The 24,247-nt window shown below is 62.6% G+C and carries 25 protein-coding genes; 3 read left to right on the plus strand and 22 right to left on the minus strand.

The features are described 5' to 3' along the window. Positions 1-129: 129 nt before the first annotated feature. Positions 130-897: a hypothetical protein gene (locus VGE08_RS03025; RefSeq protein ID WP_331066376.1), complete on the plus strand. Its 768-nt coding sequence runs from the start codon at positions 130-132 to the stop codon at positions 895-897. 11 nt (positions 898-908) lie between these two features. Here VGE08_RS03025 and VGE08_RS03030 read toward each other — a convergent pair whose 3' ends face one another. The 11 genes from VGE08_RS03030 to VGE08_RS03080 form a co-directional block, all read right to left on the minus strand. Beyond that, on the minus strand, positions 909-2,129 hold the full coding sequence (locus tag VGE08_RS03030) for a VanZ family protein (protein WP_331066377.1): 1,221 nt from the start codon (positions 2,127-2,129) through the stop codon (positions 909-911). Between the two features lie 15 nt (positions 2,130-2,144). After that, on the minus strand, positions 2,145-3,050 hold the full coding sequence (locus tag VGE08_RS03035) for a heme o synthase (RefSeq protein WP_331066378.1): 906 nt from the start codon (positions 3,048-3,050) through the stop codon (positions 2,145-2,147). A gap of 133 nt (positions 3,051-3,183) precedes the next feature. Continuing rightward, positions 3,184-4,179 carry a COX15/CtaA family protein gene (locus VGE08_RS03040; RefSeq protein ID WP_331066379.1) on the minus strand — a complete coding sequence of 332 codons (996 nt, stop codon included), beginning with the start codon at positions 4,177-4,179 and terminating at the stop codon, positions 3,184-3,186. Positions 4,180-4,279: 100 nt separating this feature from the next. Then, positions 4,280-4,684, minus strand: coding sequence for a cytochrome C oxidase subunit IV family protein (locus VGE08_RS03045; RefSeq protein WP_331066380.1), 405 nt, complete (start codon positions 4,682-4,684; stop codon positions 4,280-4,282). 51 nt (positions 4,685-4,735) lie between these two features. Next, a complete protein-coding gene (locus VGE08_RS03050) occupies positions 4,736-5,410 on the minus strand; it encodes a heme-copper oxidase subunit III family protein (protein WP_331066381.1) in 675 nt (224 codons plus the stop codon). 39 nt (positions 5,411-5,449) lie between these two features. Beyond that, positions 5,450-6,142, minus strand: a complete 693-nt coding sequence (locus VGE08_RS03055; protein WP_331066382.1) for a cytochrome c oxidase subunit 3 — start codon at positions 6,140-6,142, stop codon at positions 5,450-5,452. Beyond that, the gene (locus tag VGE08_RS03060) at positions 6,139-7,908 is read right to left on the minus strand and encodes a cbb3-type cytochrome c oxidase subunit I (RefSeq protein ID WP_349258609.1); all 1,770 of its coding nucleotides are present in this window, start codon (positions 7,906-7,908) and stop codon (positions 6,139-6,141) included. The genes VGE08_RS03055 and VGE08_RS03060 overlap by 4 nt, the downstream gene beginning before the upstream one ends. 103 nt (positions 7,909-8,011) lie before the next feature. Continuing rightward, positions 8,012-9,364 carry a c-type cytochrome gene (locus VGE08_RS03065; RefSeq protein WP_331066384.1) on the minus strand — a complete coding sequence of 451 codons (1,353 nt, stop codon included), beginning with the start codon at positions 9,362-9,364 and terminating at the stop codon, positions 8,012-8,014. 82 nt (positions 9,365-9,446) lie between these two features. Then, complete coding sequence (locus VGE08_RS03070) at positions 9,447-10,022, minus strand: hypothetical protein (protein WP_331066385.1); 576 nt, start codon at positions 10,020-10,022, stop codon at positions 9,447-9,449. 125 nt (positions 10,023-10,147) lie between these two features. After that, the gene (locus tag VGE08_RS03075; RefSeq protein WP_331066386.1) at positions 10,148-10,747 is read right to left on the minus strand and encodes a hypothetical protein; all 600 of its coding nucleotides are present in this window, start codon (positions 10,745-10,747) and stop codon (positions 10,148-10,150) included. Beyond that, positions 10,731-11,486: an SURF1 family protein gene (locus tag VGE08_RS03080; RefSeq protein WP_331066387.1), complete on the minus strand. Its 756-nt coding sequence runs from the start codon at positions 11,484-11,486 to the stop codon at positions 10,731-10,733. The genes VGE08_RS03075 and VGE08_RS03080 overlap by 17 nt, the downstream gene beginning before the upstream one ends. Before the next feature lie 45 nt (positions 11,487-11,531). Between VGE08_RS03080 and VGE08_RS03085 the strand changes: the two genes are divergently transcribed. Further along, entirely contained in the window at positions 11,532-11,732 is a 201-nt protein-coding gene (locus VGE08_RS03085; protein ID WP_331066388.1) for a DUF2909 domain-containing protein, read from the plus strand. 94 nt (positions 11,733-11,826) lie between these two features. Here VGE08_RS03085 and VGE08_RS03090 read toward each other — a convergent pair whose 3' ends face one another. The 8 genes from VGE08_RS03090 to bioB all read right to left on the minus strand — a co-directional run bounded on the left by VGE08_RS03090 (position 11,827) and on the right by bioB (position 18,936). Continuing rightward, positions 11,827-12,711 carry a cytochrome c oxidase subunit 3 gene (locus tag VGE08_RS03090; protein WP_331066389.1) on the minus strand — a complete coding sequence of 295 codons (885 nt, stop codon included), beginning with the start codon at positions 12,709-12,711 and terminating at the stop codon, positions 11,827-11,829. A gap of 48 nt (positions 12,712-12,759) precedes the next feature. After that, positions 12,760-13,299: a cytochrome c oxidase assembly protein gene (locus tag VGE08_RS03095; protein ID WP_331066390.1), complete on the minus strand. Its 540-nt coding sequence runs from the start codon at positions 13,297-13,299 to the stop codon at positions 12,760-12,762. Positions 13,300-13,312: 13 nt separating this feature from the next. After that, complete coding sequence (locus VGE08_RS03100; protein ID WP_331066391.1) at positions 13,313-13,438, minus strand: hypothetical protein; 126 nt, start codon at positions 13,436-13,438, stop codon at positions 13,313-13,315. Further along, entirely contained in the window at positions 13,438-15,048 is a 1,611-nt protein-coding gene (ctaD, locus tag VGE08_RS03105; protein WP_331066392.1) for a cytochrome c oxidase subunit I, read from the minus strand. The genes VGE08_RS03100 and ctaD overlap by 1 nt, the downstream gene beginning before the upstream one ends. Positions 15,049-15,055: 7 nt before the next feature. Continuing rightward, positions 15,056-15,928 (minus strand): cytochrome c oxidase subunit II, encoded by an 873-nt coding sequence (gene coxB, locus VGE08_RS03110; RefSeq protein WP_331066393.1) that lies wholly within the window; start codon positions 15,926-15,928, stop codon positions 15,056-15,058. Positions 15,929-16,062: 134 nt separating this feature from the next. Continuing rightward, positions 16,063-16,596, minus strand: a complete 534-nt coding sequence (locus VGE08_RS03115; RefSeq protein ID WP_331066394.1) for a DUF2244 domain-containing protein — start codon at positions 16,594-16,596, stop codon at positions 16,063-16,065. Between the two features lie 66 nt (positions 16,597-16,662). After that, positions 16,663-17,826, minus strand: a complete 1,164-nt coding sequence (locus tag VGE08_RS03120) for a methyltransferase domain-containing protein (RefSeq protein WP_331066395.1) — start codon at positions 17,824-17,826, stop codon at positions 16,663-16,665. 54 nt (positions 17,827-17,880) lie between these two features. Further along, on the minus strand, positions 17,881-18,936 hold the full coding sequence (gene bioB, locus VGE08_RS03125) for a biotin synthase BioB (RefSeq protein ID WP_414717447.1): 1,056 nt from the start codon (positions 18,934-18,936) through the stop codon (positions 17,881-17,883). Between the two features lie 148 nt (positions 18,937-19,084). Between bioB and VGE08_RS03130 the strand changes: the two genes are divergently transcribed. Continuing rightward, on the plus strand, positions 19,085-19,816 hold the full coding sequence (locus VGE08_RS03130) for a ComF family protein (protein WP_331066396.1): 732 nt from the start codon (positions 19,085-19,087) through the stop codon (positions 19,814-19,816). Positions 19,817-19,831: 15 nt separating this feature from the next. Here the strand turns inward: VGE08_RS03130 and ubiA are convergent, their stop codons facing one another. The 3 genes from ubiA to VGE08_RS03145 form a co-directional block, all read right to left on the minus strand. Beyond that, the gene (ubiA, locus tag VGE08_RS03135; RefSeq protein WP_349258610.1) at positions 19,832-20,677 is read right to left on the minus strand and encodes a 4-hydroxybenzoate octaprenyltransferase; all 846 of its coding nucleotides are present in this window, start codon (positions 20,675-20,677) and stop codon (positions 19,832-19,834) included. 855 nt (positions 20,678-21,532) lie between these two features. Continuing rightward, positions 21,533-23,608 carry an ATP-dependent DNA helicase RecG gene (gene recG, locus VGE08_RS03140; RefSeq protein ID WP_349258611.1) on the minus strand — a complete coding sequence of 692 codons (2,076 nt, stop codon included), beginning with the start codon at positions 23,606-23,608 and terminating at the stop codon, positions 21,533-21,535. Positions 23,609-23,814: 206 nt separating this feature from the next. Further along, entirely contained in the window at positions 23,815-24,198 is a 384-nt protein-coding gene (locus VGE08_RS03145) for a Rid family detoxifying hydrolase (protein ID WP_331066399.1), read from the minus strand. Positions 24,199-24,247 lie beyond the last annotated feature (49 nt).

A 24,247-nucleotide genomic window follows, 5' to 3' on the forward strand; every position in this document is an offset into this window, starting at 1 on the left:
TACTCGGAGCCACTCAGGTCGCATGGGCGCCATGTCGGCATGGCCGAGTCGCTGTACAACAGCACATCATTCTAGCAGGCTGGCCGATTCTATATGCTGTGCGGCCAGGGTGTGCCGGGAGGCTTGTGCATGCGTGATTGGCGCGGGATGTTACTTTCCCCTTGCGCGGTTTTGCTGACGGTGGCGGGGTGCTCCAGAGCGCCCGCGCCGGAGGCCCCGGCGGCGCCTGAGACATCACTGTCACAGGCGCCGAACGCGCCTGCGGGAACACTTGCCGCAACGGAGCCGCCGGCGGAATCCGGGCTCGCCATCAAGCGCGGCATCGCCAAGATTGCCGCTGAGCGCAGCACCTTCCTTCCGTGCGGCGAGCAGCGTGAATTGCTGATGATCGACCAGACGGACGGCGTGCTCGCGCGCACCTTCGCTGGCGAGAAGGATCCCAATGCCGCGGACCAACCGCTGAAGCTGTACATCGAAGCATACGGCGAGCGCACCACCGATCTGCCGGCCGGCGAGCCAGGTTTCGCCGGCACATTTCTGCTCGAAGAAGCGCTGTATGCGGCTCCAGATGGCCAGACACGCGGTTGTGACGCACCGCCAGGGGATTACATCGTCGCGGCTCGCGGCAACGAGCCTTTCTGGGGTGTCGAAGTCACGGACGCGGCCCTGCTTTGGCGCCAGCCCGAGGAGCCGAAGGAAATTTCCATCGCCGCGCCGCAGATCCAGAATTCCGAAGGCGCCGTCAGGTACACGGCTGCCAACGAAGCGCACAAGATCGAAGTGCTGATAGAAGCTCAGGCGTGTGTCGATGACATGTCGGGTGAATATTTCGCATACGCCGCGCGAGCTTCACTCGACGGCAAGCAGTACACGGGCTGCGCGCGCGTCGGGAAATGAGGCGCTCGATCTCACCTTTCCCGCAAGGATAGGTTGCCTGGCGCGCCCGCCAACGGCTTCGGCCCGCGATGTCGATACAACGACCGAAACACCAGGCCGACGATCAGCGCCAGCAACGGATCGGTGATGGAAGCTTGCTCGGCCGGTAGCCAGATCTGCAGTATTTCGATGACCGTGGCGACACTCAGCATCACGCCGAACGCGAAATCGGTGGTCGCGCCCCATTCGCGGATCACCCATAGCAGCGCGCCGTAAAGAAACAACTTGCCGAACACCTGCACCCAATCGATGGCGGCCAGGTTCCAGCCCGAGTCGACCAATGCGAGGAACGGCCAGAAGTCGAAGCCCGCAACCTGAGGGGAGAAATCGAACGGCGCCAGCTCCTCGATGATCAGCAACGCCACGACTGCCAACACCAGCGCGGCGCGCCGGGGACGAGGCCGCAGACGATGCATCAGCACCACCATCGGCAGCAACAACAGCAAAGCCAGCAGCTCGGCGGGCACGAAAGTCTGGCTCGCCACCAGCAATCTCCCGATCAGCACTGCCGCTATCAGCAGCAGCAATGTTTCCAAGCGTCGCGGGCGGCTCACCAGCGCGGCGACGGCCTGGTTTACTACCAACCAGCAGGTGAGAAAGATCAGCACCGTCACGAAATCGAACGTGGGATTGAACAGCGGACGCAGCGCCGCTTTCAGCTTGCCCAGGTCGATTTGCGGCACGAAGGGTGCGAAGCGCCACGCCAGCCACAAGCCGATCAACAACGCTGCGCCAGGATCGCGCTTTTGTTTTTCGGCGCGGGCGGGCAGATGCATCAAGTGGCTGAGGCCCGCCCAGCCCATGCCGCCCACCGCGCCCAGGAGGGTTCCACCCGCATTCAACGCCAGGTCCGTGAGACTCGGTACGCGGGCGGACACGTATACCTGCGCGACTTCAATCCCGAATGAGAGCAACGAGCCCAGCAGCGTCGCGGCGGCTACCGCGGGGCCACGGCGAAGCCGCTCGCTCAACAGCAGGTACAAACAAAACCCGAGCGGCAGATACAGCAGGACGTTCGAGATGCGATCGCTACGCCCGGCGCGTGCCCAGGACAACTGGCTCAGCGCGGCGAACAGGCCGCCGTGCACGTCCGGCTTGAAATTGAAGGGATACAGCGAGCCGTAGGCGATCAGTGCGATCACCGCGGCGGTCAGCCAGGGAATCGAGCTTCGTGGTGTGCGCGCCGGAGCCACGATGAAGCGGCGCGGCTATGCCAGCCGTATGACTATGTAGTGATCGATCAACAGCGCGGCGAACAACAGTGCCAGGTAGGTGATCGAGAAACCGAAGGTTCGCATCGGCAGACGCGCGTCCTGGCGCACCTTGAGCTGCAAGGCGCGGAACAGGAATACGCCACCGAGGATCAGGGCCGCGGCCAGATAGATCAGCCCGCTCATGCCGGTGAGATACGGCAACAAGGTCACGATCACGAGCAGGATCGTGTACAGCAGGATATGCAGGCGAGTGAAGTCGTTGCTGTACGCGACCGGCAGCATGGGAATGCCGGCCTTGGCATATTCATCTCGGCGCGCGATGGCCAGCGCCCAGAAGTGCGGTGGCGTCCAGGTGAAGATGATCAGGAACAGCAGCAAGGCATGCGGATCGACTGAACCGGTGACGGCGGTCCAGCCGAGGACGGGCGGCGCTGCGCCGGCGGCACCGCCGATCACGATGTTCTGCGGAGTCGCATGCTTGAGCCAGACCGTGTAGATGATGGCGTAGCCGATCAACGAGCCAAACGTGAGCACGGCTGTCAGCGCATTCACACAGCCCCACAGCAGCACCATGGAGACCACTGCCAGCACCAGCGCATAGCTCAGCGCCTGACGCTCGGTGAGGTGACCAGTCGGCAGCGGGCGATTACGAGTGCGCGCCATCTGTTCATCAAAGCGGCGGTCGAGCACGTGATTGACCGCGGCCGCCGCCGAGGCCGCCAACGCGATGCCCAGCGTGCCAAAAATCAGTGCATTCGCCGGCGGGAAGCCCGGTGCCGCCAGGAACATGCCGGCAATGGCCGTGAACATGATCAGCATTACCACGCGCGGCTTGCCCAGCTCGTAGTAATCGCGCCAGGAGGCGGCGGGCTGAAGTGAAGAGGTTTCCACGGCGGACATAGTAGGGACGGCGGTGACCAGCGAGGGATTCTACAGATTAGCGGTTGGCGGTTGGTGGTTAGTGGCTAGTCCGAACAGAAAAGACCGCAACAAGGGGTCTCTGCACTAACCCCTAGCCGCTATCCGCTGGCCACTATCTGAGCAAGCGGTTCATGCGGACCGTGGCCAGCAACAACAGCGCCGCCACGGCGTTGTGGGCAGTTGCCAAGGACAGCGGCAGTGCGCGCATGACCATGATCGGGCCGAGGATGAGTTGTGCGATGAGCACCAGCCCCAGTACGACCCCTGCTGTTCGTACCGCGGGCGTGGTTCCTCGTCGCCAGGCGAGCACGCTCAGCACACCGAGGATGACGGCGGCGGCGATGGCGCCGAGCCGATGCACGAAATGAATTGCCACGCGCGCCGGATGGTTGAGCACGCCACCCTCGTAGTCGATGCCCAGGCCTCGCCACAGCACGAACGCATCTTTCATGTCCATGTCCGGCCAGTAGCTGTTCTGGCAAGTCGGGAAGTCGGGACAGGCCAACGCGGCGTAGTTACTGCTGGTCCAGCCGCCGAGCATGATCTGCAGGGCGAGCACGGCCAGCCCCACGCCCGCGAGCTTGCGCAAGCCCGCGTTGGCAGGCTGCGGACGTGCAGCAGGTTCGGGAGTATGCATCGCCAGCCATGCCAGCAGCGACAGCGTCGTCAGGCCGCCGACCAGATGCAGAACCACGATCAGCGGCTTGAGCAGCAGCGTCACCGTCCACATGCCCAGCAGGCCCTGAAAGATCACCAGGGCCACCAGCGCAATCGGCAGAGCCAGCGGCTGCCGCGGGTCCTTGCGATTGGCGATGGCCAGGCCGGCGAGCACCAGGATCAGCATGCCCAGGCCCGAGGCGAAATACCGGTGCACCATCTCCTTGATGGCCTTGTGGTACTCGAACGGCCGGTGCGGGAAGGCCTGGTTGACGGCGTCCACGTTCTCGGCCGCGCTGCCGGCGGTGAGGTGGCCATAACAGCCCGGCCAGTCCGGACAACCCAGGCCCGCGGCACTCAGGCGCACCCAGGCGCCCAGCACTACGACGACCAGCGCGAGCAGCACGCCGGCGAGCGCCAGGCGGCGAAACAGGACCAAACGTGGAGTCATGAGGCAGTTGGAGCGACGGCCGATTTTAGCGGGGCGCAATGATAATCGCCCCGGCCCGTCTTGTGTCGCCGTGGGACGCTTTGTCCCGCTGCCGGGTGCCCTATTTCACGAACGACGCCAGCCGCGTCAGGAACGTGTAATCGCCCTCGATGGCCATCAACCCGATCAGCACCAGCAGCGTCAGCGGCGGCACCAGGATGGCCATCTTCAGCGCCAGCCGCTCCCAGGCCATGTGCATGAACACCGCGACGATGAAGCTCGCCTTGAGGAACATGAAAAGCAGGATCAGCGTCCAGCGCAGCGCGCCCTGCAGCTGGAAATAATCGATCATGTAGGAGAACGCGCTGAATACGAACAGCAGTGCCCAGATCCACAGGTACAGCTTGATCGGGTGCTGCTGGCCGTCAGCGTGTGCCGCATGTCCGGCGCCCTTGGCATGGCCTGCATGGCTGGAGGAGTCGCGTACCTGCTCCGCAATGTCGTCCTGTATCACCGCCTGGTTCATAGCGATCTCCTCAAAGCTTTGTCGGGTGGCGGATCGCTCCCGAGCGATACGTCACCACAAGTAGAAAAACGCGAAAATGAACACCCACACCAAGTCGACGAAGTGCCAGTACAGGCCGGCGATCTCGACCGTTTCGTAAGTGCCCTTGCGATCGTAGAAGCCCGTCAGCACGCGGTATGCGACCACGCTGAGATAGATCACGCCGCCGCTCACGTGCAGGCCGTGAAAACCAGTGATCATGAAGAACGAGGAGCCGAACTGCGCCGCGCCCATCGGATTGCCCCAGGGCCGCACGCCTTCATCGACGATCAGCTTGGTCCACTCGAATGCCTGCATGCCGACGAAACACAAGCCGAGTGCCGCCGTTGCAAACATCAGCTGCGCGGTGCGCTTGCGATCGCGCCGATAACCGAAGTTCACCGCCATCGCCATGGTGCCGCTGCTGGTGATCAGCACCATGGTCATGATCGCGATCAGCAGCAATGGAATGTCGTGACCGGCGACCGTCAGCGCGAACACCTCGCTGGGGTTGGGCCAGGTGTCGAGCGTCGACATGCGCACGTTCATGTACGACGTGAGGAAACAAGTGAAGATGAAAGTGTCCGAGAGCAGGAAGATCCACATCATCGCCTTGCCCCACGGCACCGGGAACGCCTGTTTGTCGGCGGACCAGTCTTTCACCACGCCGCGCAAGCCGGGTTCCAATGCCGTCGGGTTGTTGCTCATGGTTGCTCTCGTTCGAAGCGGCGACTCGAGTCGACAGGCTCACGTCGATAACAGGAGGGCGAACAGCCCCAGCCACACCAGCAGCAGGTAGTGCCAGTAGACCGAGGTGAGCTCCACGCTCAGGCGCACGTCGATCAGCTCGACATCCTTACGCAGCGATCGCGTCAGCGTGCGCGCCCACACGACCAGCCCACCCACCAGATGCAGACCATGCACGGCGGTGAGCACGTAGAAGAAGGCGACGGCCGGATTCGCCGGCGAGAACAGCTCCGAGTAACGCAGCTCGCGCCAGGCCAGCCATTGGCCGATGAGAAAGGCGAAGGTCAGCAGCCCGGCAGCAAACAGCCGCACCCGAACCTGCTGCACCTGGCTGCGGGCAACCGCTGCTTTCGCGGATTGCATGGCGACGCTGCCGCAGATGAGCAGCAGGGTGTTGAACCAAAGAATCGAAGGATCGCGAATCGCCGCCCAATCGCCGACAGCGCCGGGCATGCCATGACCGGCGTGATTGCCCATGCGCATGTAGTACGCCGACACGAACAAACAAAACAGCGAAGTGATGACTGCGAGAAAAATCCAGAGCCCGATGCGCTTGGGCGAGGCCACGGGCAGGTCTGCACCCTCAGCAGTAGCTGCTTGCCTCTCCCAAGGCTTGGCGCGGAACTTCGTAACGAGCACCGCCCAGACGATGATGCCCGTAGCCAGCGCTGCATACGCGACCGTCAAGCTCATGTCGGCACTCCGTGCTCGCGACCGGCGGGTGTCTGCTCCGAGTGCGGCACATTCTGGGGAATGAAGTCTTCCGGCGCACCGGGCACGCTGTAGTCATAAGCCCAGCGATGCACTTCCGGGAGTTCCTTGCCCCAGTTGCCGTGCTTCGGCGGTGTCTCCGGCGTTTGCCATTCCAGCGTGGTTGCCCGCCATGGATTGGGATCGGCGACCGGCCCTTTGAAGTACGAATGCACCAGGTTGTACAGGAACACCAGCTGCGAAGCGGCGACGAGCAGCGCCGAAACGGTGATCCACTGATTGGCCTCGTGGATCGATGGCGGAATGAACTGGATGGCGTCGGGGTAGGCGTAGTAGCGGCGCGGCACTCCGAGGATGCCCATGTAGTGCATCGGCAGGAAGATCGCGTAGGTGCCCAGGAAGGTCATCCAGAAGTGGAACTTGCCCAGCCGCTGGTCGAACATGCGTCCGGTGATCTTCGGGTACCAGTGATAGATCGCGCCGAACACCACCAGGATCGGCGACACGCCCATCACCATGTGGAAGTGCGCGACCACGAAGTACGTGCCGGACAACGGCACGTCGACGGTCACATTGCCCAGAAACAATCCGGTCAAGCCGCCGTTGATGAACGTGAAGATGAAGCCGATCGCGAACAGCATCGGCACCGTGAGATGCACGTTGCCGCGCCAGATGGTGAGCACCCAGTTGTAGACCTTGATGGCCGTGGGCACGGCGATGATCAATGTCGTGGTGGCGAAGAAGAAGCCGAAGTAGGGGTTCATGCCGCTGACATACATGTGGTGGGCCCACACCACGAAGCTCAGGCAGCCGATCGCCAGGATGGCCCACACCATCATGCGATAACCGAAGATGTTACGGCGCGCGTGCGTGCTGAGCAGATCGGACACGATGCCGAACGCCGGCAGCGCGACGATATAGACCTCGGGATGACCGAAGAACCAGAACAAATGCTGGAACAGCAGCGGACTGCCGCCGGTGTGCACCGTCGGTTCGCCCATCGAGGAAACGGCCGGCATGAAGAAGCTGGTGCCGATCAACGAGTCCAGCGCCATCATGATCGCGGACACGAACAGCGCCGGGAAGGCCAGCAAGCCGAGAATCGTCGCCATGAAGATGCCCCAGATCGACAGTGGCATGCGCATCAAGGTCATGCCGCGGCAGCGGGCCTGCAGAATGGTCGTCGCATAGTTCAGGCCACCCATGGTGAAGGCGACGATGAAGATGGCGAGCGAGGCGAGCATGCAAATGATGCCCCAGCTCGCTCCCGGGGTCCCCGGTAACACCGCCTGCGGTGGATATAGCGTCCAGCCGGCTCCGGTCGGACCTCCGGGTATGAAGAAACCCGCGCACAGCACCAGCACCGCGAGCAGGTAGAACCAGAAGCTGAGCATGTTCAAGTACGGAAACACCATGTCCCGCGCGCCCAGCATCAATGGAATGAGATAGTTGCCGAAGCCACCGAGGAACAAGGCGGTGAGCAGATAGATCACCATGATCATCCCGTGCATGGTGATGTACTGGTAGTACTCCTGCGGGGCGATCAGCCTGAAGGTATCGGGAAAGCCGAGCTGCAGGCGCATCAGCACCGACATCGCCAGTGCCACCAGGCCGATGCTGATGGCCACCACCGCGTACTGGATGGCGATGACCTTGTGATCCTGGCTCCAGATGTACTTGCGAACGAAGCTCTGCGGATCGTGCAGGGCGTGCTCACGGTCGCGATCGGCGATTGCTACGAAGGCCATCGAGTCGCTCTCCTTCTGGATGTTGCGTGGCCGGCGATCCAGCGCCGGTTCGAGCTTCACAGATGCATTACGGTTTCATCGCAGGTCAAATTAAGAGCGTCGTTCACAGCGTCCGCACGTAATCGAGCACATCGGCGATGGCCCTGTCGTCGGTGAGCACCCGCGCCATGGAGCTCATCTGCGAGCCATGGAAGTCCTGCGGATGGCCGCCGCGAATGCCGTCGCGGAAGTTTCGTAACTGTCGCGCCATGTACCAGTCGCTCATGTTCGACAGGCGCGGCGCGTTCGTGGCCCAGATGCCCTTCGCGGAGCTGCCATGGCAGGCGGAACAGGTTTCATACAATTCCCGGCCACGCACCGGATTGCCGACCACGCTGGCGGCGGGCCGCACTTCCGGCAACGTCTTTATGTAAGCGACCACGTTGCGGATCGCCTGGTCATCGGCGAGCATGGACGCAAACGGAATCATCTGTTTGGCATACGTATCCTGTTCGTGCGCGCCGCGCACGCCACCTTTGAAGCTTTGCAGCTGGCGCACCAGGTACCAGTCGGATTGACCGCTGAGCTTGGGCGCATTCACTTCGCGATTGCCTTCGGCCTGCGCGCCATGGCACGCGGTGCAAGCAGCAAACAACGCCTTACCGGCAGCGGGATCGCCTTTGGCGGCCATGACGGTTTTCTCGAACGTGGGTTGTGCCGCGAGCCAGGTGTCGAATTGCTCTGCCGAGTCGACGACGACGCGACCTCGCATGGCGAAGTGAGCGATACCGCAGAGTTGCTCGCACAAAATGTCGAACTCGCCGGTGCGCGTGGGCGTGAGCCAGAAGTAGGTGACCATTCCCGGCACCATGTCCATCTTCACGCGAAACTGCGGCACGGCGAATTGATGATTTACATCCTTCGCGCGCAACACGAACTTCACCGGCTTGCCGACCGGGAGATGCAGCTGCGGATGAGAGACCAGCACGTCGTCCTGCCCCACCGGATCGTTCGCTTCCATGCCGAAAGGATTGTCGACGCTGATCAGCGTGTTGTCGGCCTTGCCCAGCTCGCCATCCTTGCCGGGAAAGCGATACGACCAGGCCCACTGCTGCCCGATCACTTCGACGACTGAAGCGTCTTCAGGCACCGTCACGAACTTGGCCCAGACCTGCAGTCCTGGCGCGAGCATCGCCGCGATGCCCACCGAGGTCAGGCCTGTGAGCCACCACTCGAGTTTCTTGTTCTCGGGCTCGTAGTGCGCCTTGTTGCCCTTGCGGTGGCGGTAACGAATGATCGCGTAGGCCAGAAACAGATTCACCGCGACGAACACGATGCCGGTGACCCAGAAGGTCACAGCGACGGTCGAGTCGACCATGTCCCAGTTGGAAGCAATCGGCGTGAACCACCACGGACTCAGGAAATGAAACAGCACCGTGGCCACGACGAGCACGATAATCGCGATCGCAATCACCATCGCCGATACCCCCTCTGCCGATCCTTGAGCTGTGTTGCCCTTGAGCTGTGTTGCCCTTGAGCTGTGTTGCTTTGAGCGGTAGTCAGACCCTGGGCGCAGTCACGCCGTGGGAAGGCCGCGCCACTCGATCCACGTCGGTGAATGGATTGATGACATGAGTGTCGACGGCAACCAGCTCGGCGTCGGGATGACGCTCTTCCATCATCTTGCGCACCGTCGCTTCCTGATGTTTGCGCACGTACACCAGAATCAGATATTTGCCGGCGGCAATGTCGTCGCGGAACCGGCGCAGCTTTTTGTTCTCTGTTGCAATGCCAGTCAGGCCGCCTTCCCACGCGCCGAACAGCGTGGCCGCGCCCACCAGAATGGCATACACCAGCGTGGGAACTTCCACGGTGGGGCCGAAGGGCTTGAAGTACATCAGCAGGGAAACACCGATCAACCCGACGATGAAACCAAGCGCGGCACCGATGAAGCCGTCGCGGACGATGTCGAGTGTCTCCAGGTAATTCGAGGAATGGATGTGCTGTTTGTTGAGGCCGCTCTCGTCCCTGGACACCACGTGCAGATAGAAATCTTCAACGCCCACTCGATGCAGATCATCGGCCACGTCCTGAGTGCATTTCAGCGTGGGCGACAGATAGTAGATGCATTTCATGGCAAGCCCCCGATTGCGGAACGCAATAGCTCAACCGTTACGCGATACCTCTTTGTAATGATCGGTCTGCCGCGCGAGAGAATGCCGTGGCGCACTCCCTCGCTTGCGGGGCGAGTTTGTCACAGTTATCCGATATGCGACAGCTTCAATAGCTTCTTCAAATCGGTCAACAAACCTTTCTGCGGCGCACCAGGCTCGTACTTCATCATCAGATTGCCGAGCGGATCGACCAGATAAATTCGGCCAAGCGTGCTGGCCTGTGTTGTATCGGGGAATGGTTCTAATAATGTCTGCCCCGCAGGATTGTCGATGCGCCCGAGCAACAGACCGCTATGTTCGGCATCCAGATAAGCCTGGTCGCAGCAGTTGCCGCTGACCAGAAACACTCGTTGCACACGGCTCATGTCGTCGCCCAAGGCGAGTCTCGTTTGGCGCATCAACGTAAGTGCTTCCCGGCATCGTTCGTCGCAAGCACCGTCGCCGATATAAACAATGCTCCACTTGCCGCGCAGTGCATCAGCTGCAAATGTTTGATCCGCGATGCTCGGCAACGCCACCTCCGGGAGTGTTACCGGCGGATGAATGAGATCGCCGTGGTTGGTGCTGCCATGCGGCCGGATATCCAGGCCGTAATACAGCAGGAAGGCCAGGGCCAGCGGCGCGAAGAATGCACCGATCAGAATCCAGATCTGTTTGCGTGAACGGGCTTCAGCGGGACGATTCATCTGTTGCCTTCTTGGTACGAAAACTGGTGACGATGAAAATGATCACGGCCGCGGCCGCGAGCGCGAACCACTGGACCGCATAGCCAATGTGCCGCTCGGGTGTGACCGCGATATGTGCTTCCCATGCACGCTCGTATCCGTCGGGTTGTGAAGCATCGAGCAACAACAAACCCGGCAGCAGCGCATGTCCCAACTGTTGTTCGAGTACGGAGTGCTTCGGGAAACTCAGCACACGAGGCCAGGGGGCATTCGCATCGATGGCCGGTGTGTCGAGCTCGATGCCGGCTCGCGGCAAGTCGTCGATCGTGCCCGTGATCGTTCGCTCGTCATCACCGACACGGATGTCTGGCAAATCCGCGCGCGTGCTGCCCAGAGGCAGCCAGCCGCGATCGACCAGCAACCAGCCCGCCGCGGTCTGCATTGGTGTCAGCACGCGATACCCCGGCTGCCCGGCCTGCGACGGCATGTTGTCGAGCAGGATCTGATGCGACGGATCGTAGCGACCGGACACCTCAACTCGCTGATAGCGAGCCAGCGTGTCGGCGTTTTGCGGGGTGATCTCGATCTGGGTCTGCTGACCGCGGGCATATTGGTCGAGCAGCATCCGTTTCTGCTCGGCCCGACCGAGTTGCCAGAAGCCAAGCTGCAATAGCAGCGTCGTGCCCAGTACGGTCAGCGCCGCCCCGAGCGGACTCGGGCGCCAGACGCGGCGTTTCCCCGGTGTGTCGGAGGCGCTCACGATATACTGGACTGGATCCGCCGAACCGGATCGGGAGTGTGTCTCATGATCAAAGTTTTCATCATCGCCGGCCTGGTCGCCATCGTGCTCACCATGGCCTCGAGCCTGTTCTACCTGGTGGCCGACAAAGGTCACTCGAAGAAGATGGTGAACGCATTGTCGGTCCGCGTCGGACTGTCGGTGCTGCTGTTCCTGCTCCTGCTGCTGGCGTGGTCGCAAGGAATGATCACGCCGCACGGGCTGTAAAACAAAGCCGCCGCGTTCGGATGAAGCGGCGGCTGGAGTGAGGTGTCGGAGCGCCCAACTGCGCGAGCGCTCCGCCGGGATCGATGTTGGCTGGTTATAACCAGTACACGAATACGAACAGGCCCAGCCACACCACGTCGACGAAGTGCCAGTACCAGGCCACGCCCTCGAACGCGAAGTGATGCGTCGGCGTGAAGTGACCCTTCAGGCAACGCAACCAGATCACCACCAGCATGATGGCGCCCATGGTGACGTGGAAACCGTGGAAGCCGGTCAGCAAGAAGAACGTCGAGCCGTAGATGCCTGAGGTCAGCTTCAGGTTGTAGTGCTGGTAGGCCTCGATGTACTCGTGGCCCTGCAGGTACACGAACAGGAAGCCCAGCAGGAAGGTGGCCGCCAGGAAGATGTTCAGGAGGGCGCGGTTGCCGGACTTGATCGCGTGGTGGGCGATGGTGATCGTCACACCCGAGGTCAGCAGGATCGCGGTGTTGATCGCCGGCAGGCCGAACGCGGGAATCACCTCGAAGTCGCCGCCCACGTCGCCCGGGCCGTCGGTCGGCCACGTGGCTTCGTAGTCGTCACCGCGGAGGATCTTGGTCAGGGCGCGAGTGCCTTCACCGCCGAGCCACGGCACGGAGAAGTTACGTGCGTACCACAGCGCGCCGAAGAACGCCGCGAAGAACATGACTTCGGAGAAGATGAACCACATCATGCCCATGCGGAACGAGCGGTCCACCGCGTCATTGTAGAAGCGGCCTTCGCTCTCCTTGATCACGGCGCCGAACCAGCCGGCGAACATGACCAGCAGGATGAGCAACCCGATGCTCAGCACCCAGGGACCGGCATTGGATTGGTTCAGCCACAGTGCCGCTCCACCGACGGTGGTGAACAGCGCCAGCGAGCCGACGAGCGGCCACGGGCTACTGTGTGGGACGTAGTATTTTTCGGACGGCGCGTGCGTCGTGGTTGCGTGGGCCATAGCTTTTAACGTCTGCCAGTCAGTTCAAATCCGGTTCATACAAAAACGTCAGCTCGTGCCTTTGCCGTCATACATGGCATAGGAGAGCGTCAGGCGATCGATGTTCATCGGCAGCTTCGGGTCGACGATGAAGCGCACCGTCAGCTCCCGCTCCTGCAGAGCATCGAAGGGCTGCGGTGTGAAACAGAAACAATCGGTCTTGTGGAAGTACTTGGTCGCCAGTCGTGGCGCGATGTCGGGAATGGCCTGGGCCACCACCGGCTGCACGCGCAGGTTGCGGGCGTAGAACTTCGCTTCGTACAAACGGCCGGGATGCACCTCGATCGAGCCGACCTCGGGCCGGAACTCCCAATCGCCGATTTGCGGCGAGTCCGACAGCAGCTCGATGGTCACCACCCGGTTCTTGTCCTCTGCGGCGGTGAACGAGCTGGCTTCCACCAGCTTGGTGCGATCGCCGTAACCAGTAACGTCGCAGATGACGTCGTACAGCGGCACCAGCGCGAAGCCGAACGCGAAGAAGCCGGCAGAGAAGATCCACAGCTGCCGGGTCAGCGAGCGATTGGCCTTTTTTTGCGCTGGGTCGGTCACGTCGTCTCGCGCGTCAGTGGGCTCGCATCACCGCCATGGCGATGAAGCCGAAGTAGAACGTCGCGGCGAGCAGCACCAGCCACAGGACCGTGCGCTGCACGCCACGCTTACGTTCGTTATCTCTGATCTCGCTGGCCATTACTTCACTTCAGGAGCGGTTTCGAAGCTGTGATACGGCGGCGGCGAGCTCAGCGTCCACTCCAGGCCATGCGTCCGGCCGCTGTCCCAGACCTTGTCGGTGGCCTTCTCGCCGCCACGGATGCAGGAGATCACGATGTACGCGAACAGCAGCTGCGACAGGCCGAAGCCGAACGCACCGATCGACGAGATCATGTTCCAGTCGGCGAACTGCGTGGCGTAGTCCGGGATACGGCGCGGCATGCCGGCCAGGCCCAGGAAGTGCTGCGGGAAGAACAGCACGTTCACGAAGATGGTCGACAGCCAGAAGTGCGCCTTGGCGAGCTTCATGTTGTACATGTGGCCGGTCCACTTCGGCAGCCAGAAGTAGGCGGCGGCCATCAGCGAGAACACCGCGCCCGGCACCAGCACGTAGTGGAAGTGCGCCACCACGAAGTAGGTGTCGTGATACTGGAAGTCCGCCGGCACGATCGCGAGCATCAGGCCCGAGAAACCGCCGATGGTGAACAGGAACAGGAACGAGATCGCGAACAGCATCGGCGGCTCGAAGCTGAGCGAGCCCTTGAACATGGTCGCGGTCCAGTTGAACACCTTCACGCCGGTCGGCACCGCGATCAGCATGGTCGCCAGCATGAAGAACATCTGGCCGGCCAGCGGCATGCCCACCGTGAACATGTGGTGCGCCCACACGATGAACGACAGGAAGGCGATCGAGGCGGTTGCGTACACCATCGCGTCATAGCCGAACAGCGGCTTGCGCGCGAACGTCGGGATGATCTCCGAGACGATGCCGAACGCCGGCAGGATCATGATGTACACCTCGGGGTGCCCGAAGAACCAGAAGATGTGCTGGAACATCACCGGGTCGCCGCCACCGGCCGCTTCGAAGAAGGTCGTGCCGAAGTAGTGGTCGGTCAGCAGCATGGTCACGGCACCGGCCAGCACCGGCATCACCGCGATCAGCAGGTACGCGGTGATCAGCCACGTCCACACGAAGATCGGCATCTTCAGCAGCGACATGCCCGGAGCGCGCATGTTCATGATGGTCACGATCACGTTGATGGCGCCCATGATTGAGGACGCGCCCATCAAGTGAACCGCGAAGATCAGCATCGGGAAGCTGTCGCCCATCTGCTGGGATAGCGGCGGATACATGGTCCAGCCGCCGGCCGGGGCGCCGCCGGGAACGAACAGCGACGCCAGCAGCAGCGTGAAGGCGAACGGCAGGATCCAGAAGCTGAAGTTGTTCATGCGCGGCAGCGCCATGTCGGGCGCGCCGACCTGCAGCGGGATCATCCAGTTCGCCAGACCCACGAAGGCCGGCATGACCGCGCCGAAGATCATGACCAGCGCGTGCATCGTGGTCATCTGGTTGAAGAACATCGGATCGACCAGCTGCATGCCCGGCTGGAACAGCTCGGCACGGATGATCAGCGCCATCGCGCCGCCGACGAAGAACATCAGCAGGCTGAACAGCATGTACATCGTGCCGATGTCTTTGTGGTTGGTCGCGAACAGCCAGCGACCGATGCCCTTGGCCGGGCCGTGGTCGTGGTGATCGTGCGCGGCCCCAGCGTGCGAGCTGTCGTGATGAGCGTGTGCGTTTGCCATGATCTCTTTACTCCGCGGCAGCGGCCGTCGCCGGCGCTGCATTCTCAACCGTCTCCGCCGAAGCCGCAGCAGGCGCGGCTGCCTGGCCGCCCTTCTGCTGCTCCAGCCAGCTCTCGTATTCGGCCTCGGATAGTACGTTCACGACCACCGGCATGAAGGCGTGGTCGCGTCCGCACAGCTCGGCACACTGGCCGCGATAGATGCCGGGCTCATCGGCGCGGAACCACATTTCGTTGACGAAGCCGGGGATGGCGTCCTTTTTCATGCCGAAAGCGGGCACCCACCAGGAGTGGATCACGTCGTTGGAGGTCAGCAGCACGCGCACCTTCTTGCCGACCGGAACCACCATCGGGTTGTCGACCTCGAGCAGGTAGTTCTCGATCTCGTATGGATTGGCGCCCGAGCCGGTCTGGCGGGCCGCGTCGCTGTCGCGGGCCAGGGTGGAGAAGAAGCTGACGTTCTGATCGAGATACTCGTACTGCCACTTCCACTGGTAGCCGGTGACCTTCACGGTCATGTCCGAGCCGCGCGTGTCCTCGATCTTCACCAGCGTGGCGGCGGCGGGAATGGCCATGCCGACCAGGATGGCGACCGGGATGATGGTCCAGATGATTTCGGCCTTGGTGCTGTGGTCGAAGTTGGCCGGCACCGCGCCCTGGGAGTGACGGAACTTCACGATCGAATAGATCATCATGCCGAACACAGCGACGGCGATCAGCACGCAGACCCAGAGGATCAGCATGTGCAGGCCGTGGATGTTACGGCTCAGCTCGGTCACGCCGACCGGCATGTTGAGTTCCCATGCCGCGAGCGCCGCCCCGCTGGGCAGTAACGCAGCCCCCGCTATCGAACCGGCGGCGGCGTATTTCACGATCTTCATTGGCCCTTATGCTCCCAAGTGCTTCGTTCTGCTCGCACCTCGCCCGGGTGCTCCTGCTCCCCGGACGGGACGCGAATCGTGCGTGGCCGGACGAGGTCTAACGACACGCCCGCAGTTCTACGCCGCGCTTGCGTTCAAAGCGCGGGCGTCTCGTTCATATTCCCCACCAGCTGCTTGAGACGAACCGCTAGGCCGCGGCGCTCGTCCTCAGTGAGAAACCTGCCCACCTCGCAGGCGTTACCACGCGACTCCAGGACGAGTCGGCTGGGGTGAAGCGCCGCTGGCGGGGCGTGGAGTGTAACCCTCGCCCAATGTCTAGGAAATACCGATGACTGCAGGCCACGGCGATCCCAGTGCCTGACGATTACGGAGTCCTGGGTCACGGTGATGGTTTCCCGCTCCAGTCCCGAGCGCATCGAGGCGCGAACCGCCCAGGCCAGCAAGCCGATTTCCAGGCCGGCAAATGGCAGGATGGGCCAGAATCCCTGTGCCGTGAACATCAGGGCGACCGCGAAAGTGGGAGCGGCCACCAGGGCGATGAATATGCGTGCGGTCTTGGGCGTGAGCGACCGGTGAGGCCGGAGCTCCAGCACGCGCTCCATGGGACGGGCCCCCGGTTCGGGCACCGGGGTCGGGCGAGGCGGCGGCAGGTCGACCCGAGCGTTCATTGTTCAAATTCTATTGTCAAAGCGGCCCTACATTGATTTCGTAGCTGTCTGTGTCTTTCAAAAAGATTAACGTTTTAATCGAGTCAGATTGGCGATCGGAACGCGTACTTCACCCCCCGCGCGACGCCGGGGCCGCAGCTCGCCGGCCCACGCATGACCGTAGACCACTTCCACGGAGACGGGTAGTGCGTCTTGTTCAGCGGCCGGGCGGACTACCTCTCGCAGGGACTTCAAGCGGCCTTTGGGCATCAATCCGCGAGCCCGGCCGTGGGCCAGATTGCTCGATCCGCTCGCGGTCAGTTCTTCGAGTAATGCGTCGAGGTGGGGGTAAGTTACCGTCAACCGCTCGGTGTCCATGACCGGCTCGGCCAGCCCGGCGCGAATCAGGGCATCCCCCAGGTCGTGCATGTCGATGAAGCGGTGGACATGGGGGTTCGAGTCGATTTTGCGCCAACCTTCGCGCAACTCGCCCAAGGTATCCGGGCCGAGGGTGGCGAATGTCAGTAGTCCGCCAGGCTGCAGGACTCGCCGGATCTCCGCGAACACCGCGTCGGGGTCGTGACACCACTCCAGCATCAGGTTGCTGAAGACCAGCTGCGTGCTGCCGTCCTTGATGGGCAGCCGATGGGCGTCGGCGACGACGCGGTGAAAGCGTTTCAGCCAGCCCTGTCGGCGGTCCGCTTCCACCAGCATCGCAGGCGCGAGGTCGAGCGCAATGACTTCGGCACTTCTATATCGATGCTTCAGTGCCTTGCTGGCGTGGCCCGTGGCGGCGCCGAGGTCCAGCACGACTTTCGGTTGCAGTTTGACGAGATCGAGCCGCTCGAGCAGGCGATTGCGGATTTCTGCCGGAACGACAGCTGCTGCGTCGTAGCTGCGCGCGGCGCGGTTGAATGAGCGGCGGACGCGCGCGGGGTCGAGGTAGAACTCATCGGGCATGGGGTGGAGGATATCGCGGGGCAGGGATTGTCGCGCTTCGCGCTTGCCCCTCACCCCGGCCCTCTCCCCGGTTCGCGCTCGCCCCTCACCCCGGCCCTCTCCCCGATTCGGGGAGAGGGAGACTGGTTTTTGCTTTTTTTCTGCCCCTTCGGGGCAGGAATTCGCGAACGATGCACGGCTGCTGCATTCCCGACCGAGAGCCGCAGAAGGGCAGCAACTTTGCATTCCCGACCGAAGCAAGCTGCGCTCTGTATTCCCGGCCGAGGGAACAGCAAGAAGCACCAGTTGCATTCCCGGCTGAGGGGCCGGGAATTTGTACCCTGCGCGGGTGAGCTGCGGGGCCTATCAGTTGGCGACGGCGCGCTCGTCTTCGTGCCGTCGCGAGCAGGTCGGTGCGCTCGTTTCGGTCATCGGCTCCGGAGTGATACCGAGCCTGGCGAACAGCTTGCGGTCCTGGTCTTCTTCCGGATTTTCCGTGGTCAGCAGCTTGTCGCCGTAGAAGATCGAATTCGCGCCGGCGAGGAACGCCAGCGCCTGCGTTTCATCGCTCATGCTCGATCGGCCTGCCGACAGGCGCACATGCGCGCGCGGCATGAGCAGGCGAGCGACGGCGATGACGCGCACGAAATCGAACGCATCCGGCTTTTCCGCGCCGTAGAGCGGCGTGCCCGGTACCTGCATCAGCTGATTGATCGGCACGCTGTCGGGATGCTTGGGTAGGGTGGCCAGCGTATGGAGCAGTTCCGCGCGATCCTGCTCCTTTTCGCCGAGGCCCAGAATGCCGCCGCAACACACGTTGATGCCCGCATTCCGCACGGCTTCGAGCGTATCGAGACGATCCTGATAGGTGCGCGTCGTGATCACCTTCTTATAGTGCGACTCGGACGTGTCGAGGTTGTGGTTGTAGTAGTCCAGTCCCGCATCCTTGAGCTCGTGCGCCTGTTCCGGCGTCAGCATGCCCAGCGTCACGCACGTTTCCATGCCCATGGCGCGCACGCCCTTGATCATTTCGACGATCTGCGCGAGTTGCTTGGGCTTGGGACTGCGATATGCCGCGCCCATGCAGAAGCGCGTCGCGCCGTTGGCCTTGGCGGCCCGCGCCTTTTCCATCACGTCGTCGAGATCCATCAGCGGCTCGGACTTCAGGCCCGTGTCGAAGCGGACGCTCTGCGAGCAATAGGAACAGTCCTCCGGGCAGGCGCCGGTCTTGATCGACAACAGCGTGCTGATTTGCACCTGGTTCGGGTCGAAGTACAGCCGGTGTACGCGCTGCGCGTGATAGATGAGGTCCGAGAACGGCAACGCGAACAGCTCGCGCACTTCCTCCAATGTCCAGTCGGTGCGCACGGCACCCAGGCGATCGACCAGCGTAGCGTTGCGGACGGCTTCGGAACGGCTGATATCCACGGCAAACCTCAAGTAATTCGAGCGTTGCGCCCGGCCGGAAGCGTCATGCTCCGATCAGCCGTCACGCACCATGCGGCCGAGGCTGGGAGCCTGGCCGAGGCAGGGCGGGAGTATTCGCGGCGGCCGGGAAGCCTGTCAACCTATGCTTGGAAGCGCAGTCGACATTATTGGAAAGCTGGTCGGGACCGTCGGCGCCCACCTCTGGCCCCATCAGTGCGCGCTCTGCCTGCAAGCGGGCCAGAAAGACCTCGATCTCTGTGCCGGCTGCGAGCGCGACTTGCCGCTCAACAATCACGTTTGCGAGCACTGCGCCGAGCCGCTGCCGAGTGAGTTGCCTCAGCCCACGCTGTGCGGCACTTGTCTGAAGCAACCGCCGGTGTTCGATGCCTGTGTCGCGCCTTTTCTATATGCGTTCCCGGTGGATCGGATGGTGCAGGGACTGAAGTATCGGGGCGATCTCGCGTATGGCCGCATCCTTGGCGAATTGTTGGCGCGGCATCTCGCGCTTCGTCACACGCGACCCGACCTGGTCATTCCCGTGCCGCTCGCGCCGATGCGTTATCGAGAACGCGGTTTCAATCAAGCGCGCGAGTTGGCATTGCCGATTTGCAGGGCGCTGAAGCTGACGTTGAGTAGCAGCGTGCTGATTCGTCAGCGCGAAACGCTGGAGCAAGCGACGCTGGATAGAAAGGAGCGCCTGAAGAATACCCAGCGCGCGTTTGCACTGACCGCGCCGCTGGCTGCGCGACACATCGCCATCATCGACGACGTAGTCACGACGGGCAGCACCGTGAATGAAATCTCCAAGGTGCTCAGGGCGGGCGGCGCCGAGTGGATCGAAGTCTGGGCCGTGGCCCGCGCGCAGCGCAAGTGACGTGACCGGCGCCGGTTATCTAAACGTGTATTCGAGCAGGATGCCGATGAACACCGACATGCCGAAATAGTTGTTGTTCAGGAAGGCGCGGAAGCAGTCATCGGGCTTGCGGTAACGAATCAGCATCTGCTGGTACAAAGCAAACATCGCCGCGCCGGCCAGCCCGAGGCCATACCAGAGGCCCAGCTCCATCTCGTCCCCGATCAGCCACAGGCCCAGCAGCGTCATCAGTTGCATGATGCCGATGATGAATCGATCGGCATCGCCGAACAGCAGGGCACTGGAGCGAATGCCGAGCTTCTTGTCGTCCTCGCGGTCGACCATCGCGTACATGGTGTCGTAGGCCACTGTCCAAAGCAGCCCGGACATGAACATCACCCATGCCGCTCGCGGCAGCTCGTTGGTCTGTGCGGCATAAGCCATCGGCACCGACCAGGTGAAGGCAATGCCGAGATAGGCCTGCGGCAGCGGAAAGAAACGTTTGAAGAACGGATAAGTGACCACCAGCACGCCACCGATCAGCGTCAGCAGTTGCGCCAGCTGATTCAACGTCAGTGCCAGGCCCAGCGCGATCAAACCCAGTCCGGCGCAGATCGCTATGGCTTCAGCAGGATCGACCGCGCCAGTGACCAGCGGTCGATCACGAGTGCGCTTCACGTGCCCATCGAACTTGCGGTCGGCGAAGTCGTTGATGGCGCACCCCGCCGAGCGCGTCAGCACCGTGCCGACTACAAACACGATGAAGACATGAGGATCGGGCCGTCCGCCGGACGACAGCCAAAGCGCCCACAGCACTGGCCACATCAGCAGCCAGATGCCGATTGGTTTATTCAGTCGCGTGAGCGCCGCGTATGCCCGCATCTTGGCCGCTGCGCCTGGCAGGATCTCCGTGAAGAGTACGGTGGTGGTGATCTTGTGTCCCAACCAACGAAGGCGATCGCGGATGGGTGTCAGCGGCCGGGTCGGCCGAGCGATTTCGATCTCGGGAGGCGGTGCAGGCGTCGCCGTCATCGCGACCGTTTTCACGTACTCGCCTGGCGCTGCTGGCGCAGAGATTGTCTTGGCCTCATCTGCAGGATTCGCGGCCGCTGTCGGCTCCTCGGCATGCGCCGGTGCGGCGGGTGGCTTTGGTCCTGAGATGTCGGGCGAATGCGCCGTTGTTGCTGGCGCTACTGCAGCTTCATTGCGAGCCGGCGCCGGCGAAACTGTTGTCGCTTCGTTGTGAGCCGGCGCTGGGGATGCTTTCGATCCTTCGCTGGCGGGCGCAGACGGCGCCGTAGTCGCTGACGCTATCGGCGCTTCATTTGAAACAGGAGCTGGTGACGCGGATGCCTTGGCGGCGTCGTTGTGAGGGGTCGGCTGTGGCGCCGGAGTTCTTGCGGGCGTCGCGGCTCGCTTAGGAGTGGCGCTCGTATTCGACGGCGATGAAGTCGGCGGCACGGGCGTTGCTGCAGGACGCGTTGGTGTCTTCGCGGGTTCTGCCTGCGTCGCTTTGGTCGGCGCGGGCGGTGACTTCGGCGGTTCCACGTGCGGCGGCGTTTTCAGCAGCTCCATTTGCGCAGGAGACGCTTTCGCGACCGGCGGAGCCTTATCGGAATCGGGACTCTGAGCGGGCGCTGCCGGAGGCACAGTCGATGCGACCGCCGGTGCCGCGGTCATCGGCTGCGTCTTCTCGTGGGTGTGCGCGTCTTGTGGGTTTGTCACGAAGGTAACCGTCTAAACCTTGCCGAATCGCTCGCCCTGGCCAATCCACCGCCGCAGCAGCGGCGCAATGTTGGCCTCATTTTCCCTGAGCATCAATTCCGCGACTTCCTGAACTTTCGGCAGCAGGTCCGCATCGCGGACCAGCTCCGCCACGCGCATCTGCATCAGCCCCGTCTGCTTGGTCCCAAGCAATTCGCCCGGACCGCGCAGCTCCAGATCCCGGCGGGAGATCTCGAAGCCATCATTGGTCGCACGCATGACAGCCAATCGCTCACGTGCTACTTCTGTCAGCGGCGTTCGATACAGCAACACGCACGTACTTTCAGCGGCACCGCGCCCCACGCGACCGCGCAGCTGATGTAATTGCGCCAGTCCCATGCGCTCGGCGTTCTCGATCACCATCAAGCTGGCATTCGGCACATCGACACCCACTTCGATGACCGTCGTCGCTACCAGCAGATTGATCGCACCCTCTTTGAAGCGCGCCATGACCGCGTCCTTTTCCTTGGAGGACATGCGGCCGTGGACCAGTCCGACTTTCAGCTCCTGCAGCGCTTCGGCCAGCGCCGCGGCCGTTTCTTCGGCAGCTTGAGCTTCGAGTTGATCCGACTCCTCGATGAGCGGACACACCCAATATGCCTGACGATTCTGTCGGCACGCATCACGAATTCTCAGCACCACTTCGTCGCGGCGATTTTCCGGCAGCGCCACTGTTTTCACGGGCGTGCGGCCCGGCGGCAGTTCGTCGATCACAGAGACATCGAGATCGGCGTATGCGGTCATGGCCAACGTCCGCGGAATCGGCGTGGCCGTCATGATGAGCTGATGCGGATAGCGTCCCGACGCCAGACCCTTCTCCCGCAACAACAAGCGCTGATGCACGCCGAAGCGATGCTGCTCGTCGACGATGACCAGGCCGAGGCGGCGAAACTCCACTTCCTGTTGGAACAACGCATGCGTGCCGATGGCAATCTTCGCTTCCCCCGAGGCGAGATCCGCGAGTGACCGCGCTCGCGCCGCAGCCGTTCGCTTACCGGTAATCAACGCGGGATATATCTCGAGCGGCTCCAGCCAGTTGGTGAAGTTGCGGGCGTGTTGCTCGGCCAGCAGCTCGGTCGGCGCCATTACCGCGACCTGAAACCCCGCCTCGACCGCGCGTAGCGCAGCCAGCGCCGCGACCAACGTCTTGCCGCAACCGACGTCACCCTGAACCAATCGCAGCATGGGACTCGGCTGCGACAGATCGCGCTCAATATCTCGCCACGCACGCGTTTGCGCACCCGTCGGCGTGAACGGCAACGTTTGCAGGAAACGCTCGATCAGCGGCTCGCCCACACTGAACTGCCAACCCGGATCGCGCTGAATCTCGCGCCGTAACAGTCGCAAGCTCAGTTGATGCGCCAGCAATTCCTCGAAAGCCAAGCGCCGCTGCATCGGATGCTGGCCGCTCGCCAGCAACTCCAGATCCGCATCGGGCGGCGGCCGATGCACGTAGTGGAGCGCATCGCGCAGCGGCGGCAATTGCAATTGCTTCAGCACGGCCGGCGGTACCCAGTCCTGTATCGCCCGGTTCGCAAACTCTCGCAAAGCCATCCCAGTGAGCTGCCGCAGCCGGCCTTGCTGGACACCTTCAGTCAACGGATAGATCGGCGTGAGCTGTTCTTCAGTCGAAGCCGGCGCGTCACTCGCCACTCGCCGATACTCGGGATGCACGATCTCGAGTCCACTCGGACCCCGCCGAATCTCGCCATAACAACGCAGCCTCGTACCGCGAGACATCTGCTGATGCTGCGCGTTGCTGAAATGAAAGAACCGCAGCGTCAGCCAGCCCGACCCATCGCCGATACGACACAGCAATTGCCGCCGCCCGCGAAAGGCAATCTCCGCCAACTGCACTTCGCCCTCGACCACCGCGCGATCGCCGTGACGCAGGGAACCGATAGGCACGACCTGCGTCCGGTCCTCATACCGCAACGGCAACAGAAACAGCAGATCCTGAATGGTGCTGATGCCCAGCTTGGCGAGCTTGGCCGCCAACGCATCGCCCACCCCACGCAGCGCCGTGATCGGCCGGATCTCCGGCGACACCGCCGCCGCAGGCAACTCAGTCCCCGACGGTCGTTTGCTGTTTGAAGGAGAAGGATTCATCCATCCCTAGTGTAAGGCAGCACACCGCCATCAAAGCCAGCTGCAGTCTGGCGGTTTCAAAGCCCACGAACGTATCGGTGGTGGCTGTCGGGAGGAGATCCCTCCGATAGCCACCGCGAACCACTGACGTCAGCGCCCGCCCCCTCTTAGTCGAGCTCAACAATACAATCGATCTCGACATTCGCATTCTTGGGCAGAGCCGCCACCTGCACCGTCACCCGCGACGGATAAGGCTCGCTGAAATACTCCGCCATGATCTTGTTCAACGTCGGGAATATCCCGAAGTCCAGGATGAACACCGTCGCTCGCGTCACCTGCGCGAAAGTCCCGCCCGCAGCCGTAACGATCGCCTTCAGATTATCGAACACGCGCCGGATTTCGACCTCAATCGAGCTGTTCTGCAGCTCGCCGGTGATGGGGTCGAGCGCGATCTGGCCGGAAACATAGACGGTCTTGCCAACCTTGACCGCCTGAGAGTAGGTGCCAATGGCCTTGGGAGCATTCGGAGTCGAGATGATTTCGCGCGCCATGATGAAAGACCGTTGCTGACGAGGAGCGCGGATTTTGCGCGCGTTCGCG

This window comes from Steroidobacter sp. (assembly GCF_036406195.1).
In the GTDB taxonomy this organism is placed as follows: Bacteria; Pseudomonadota; Gammaproteobacteria; order Steroidobacterales; family Steroidobacteraceae; genus Steroidobacter.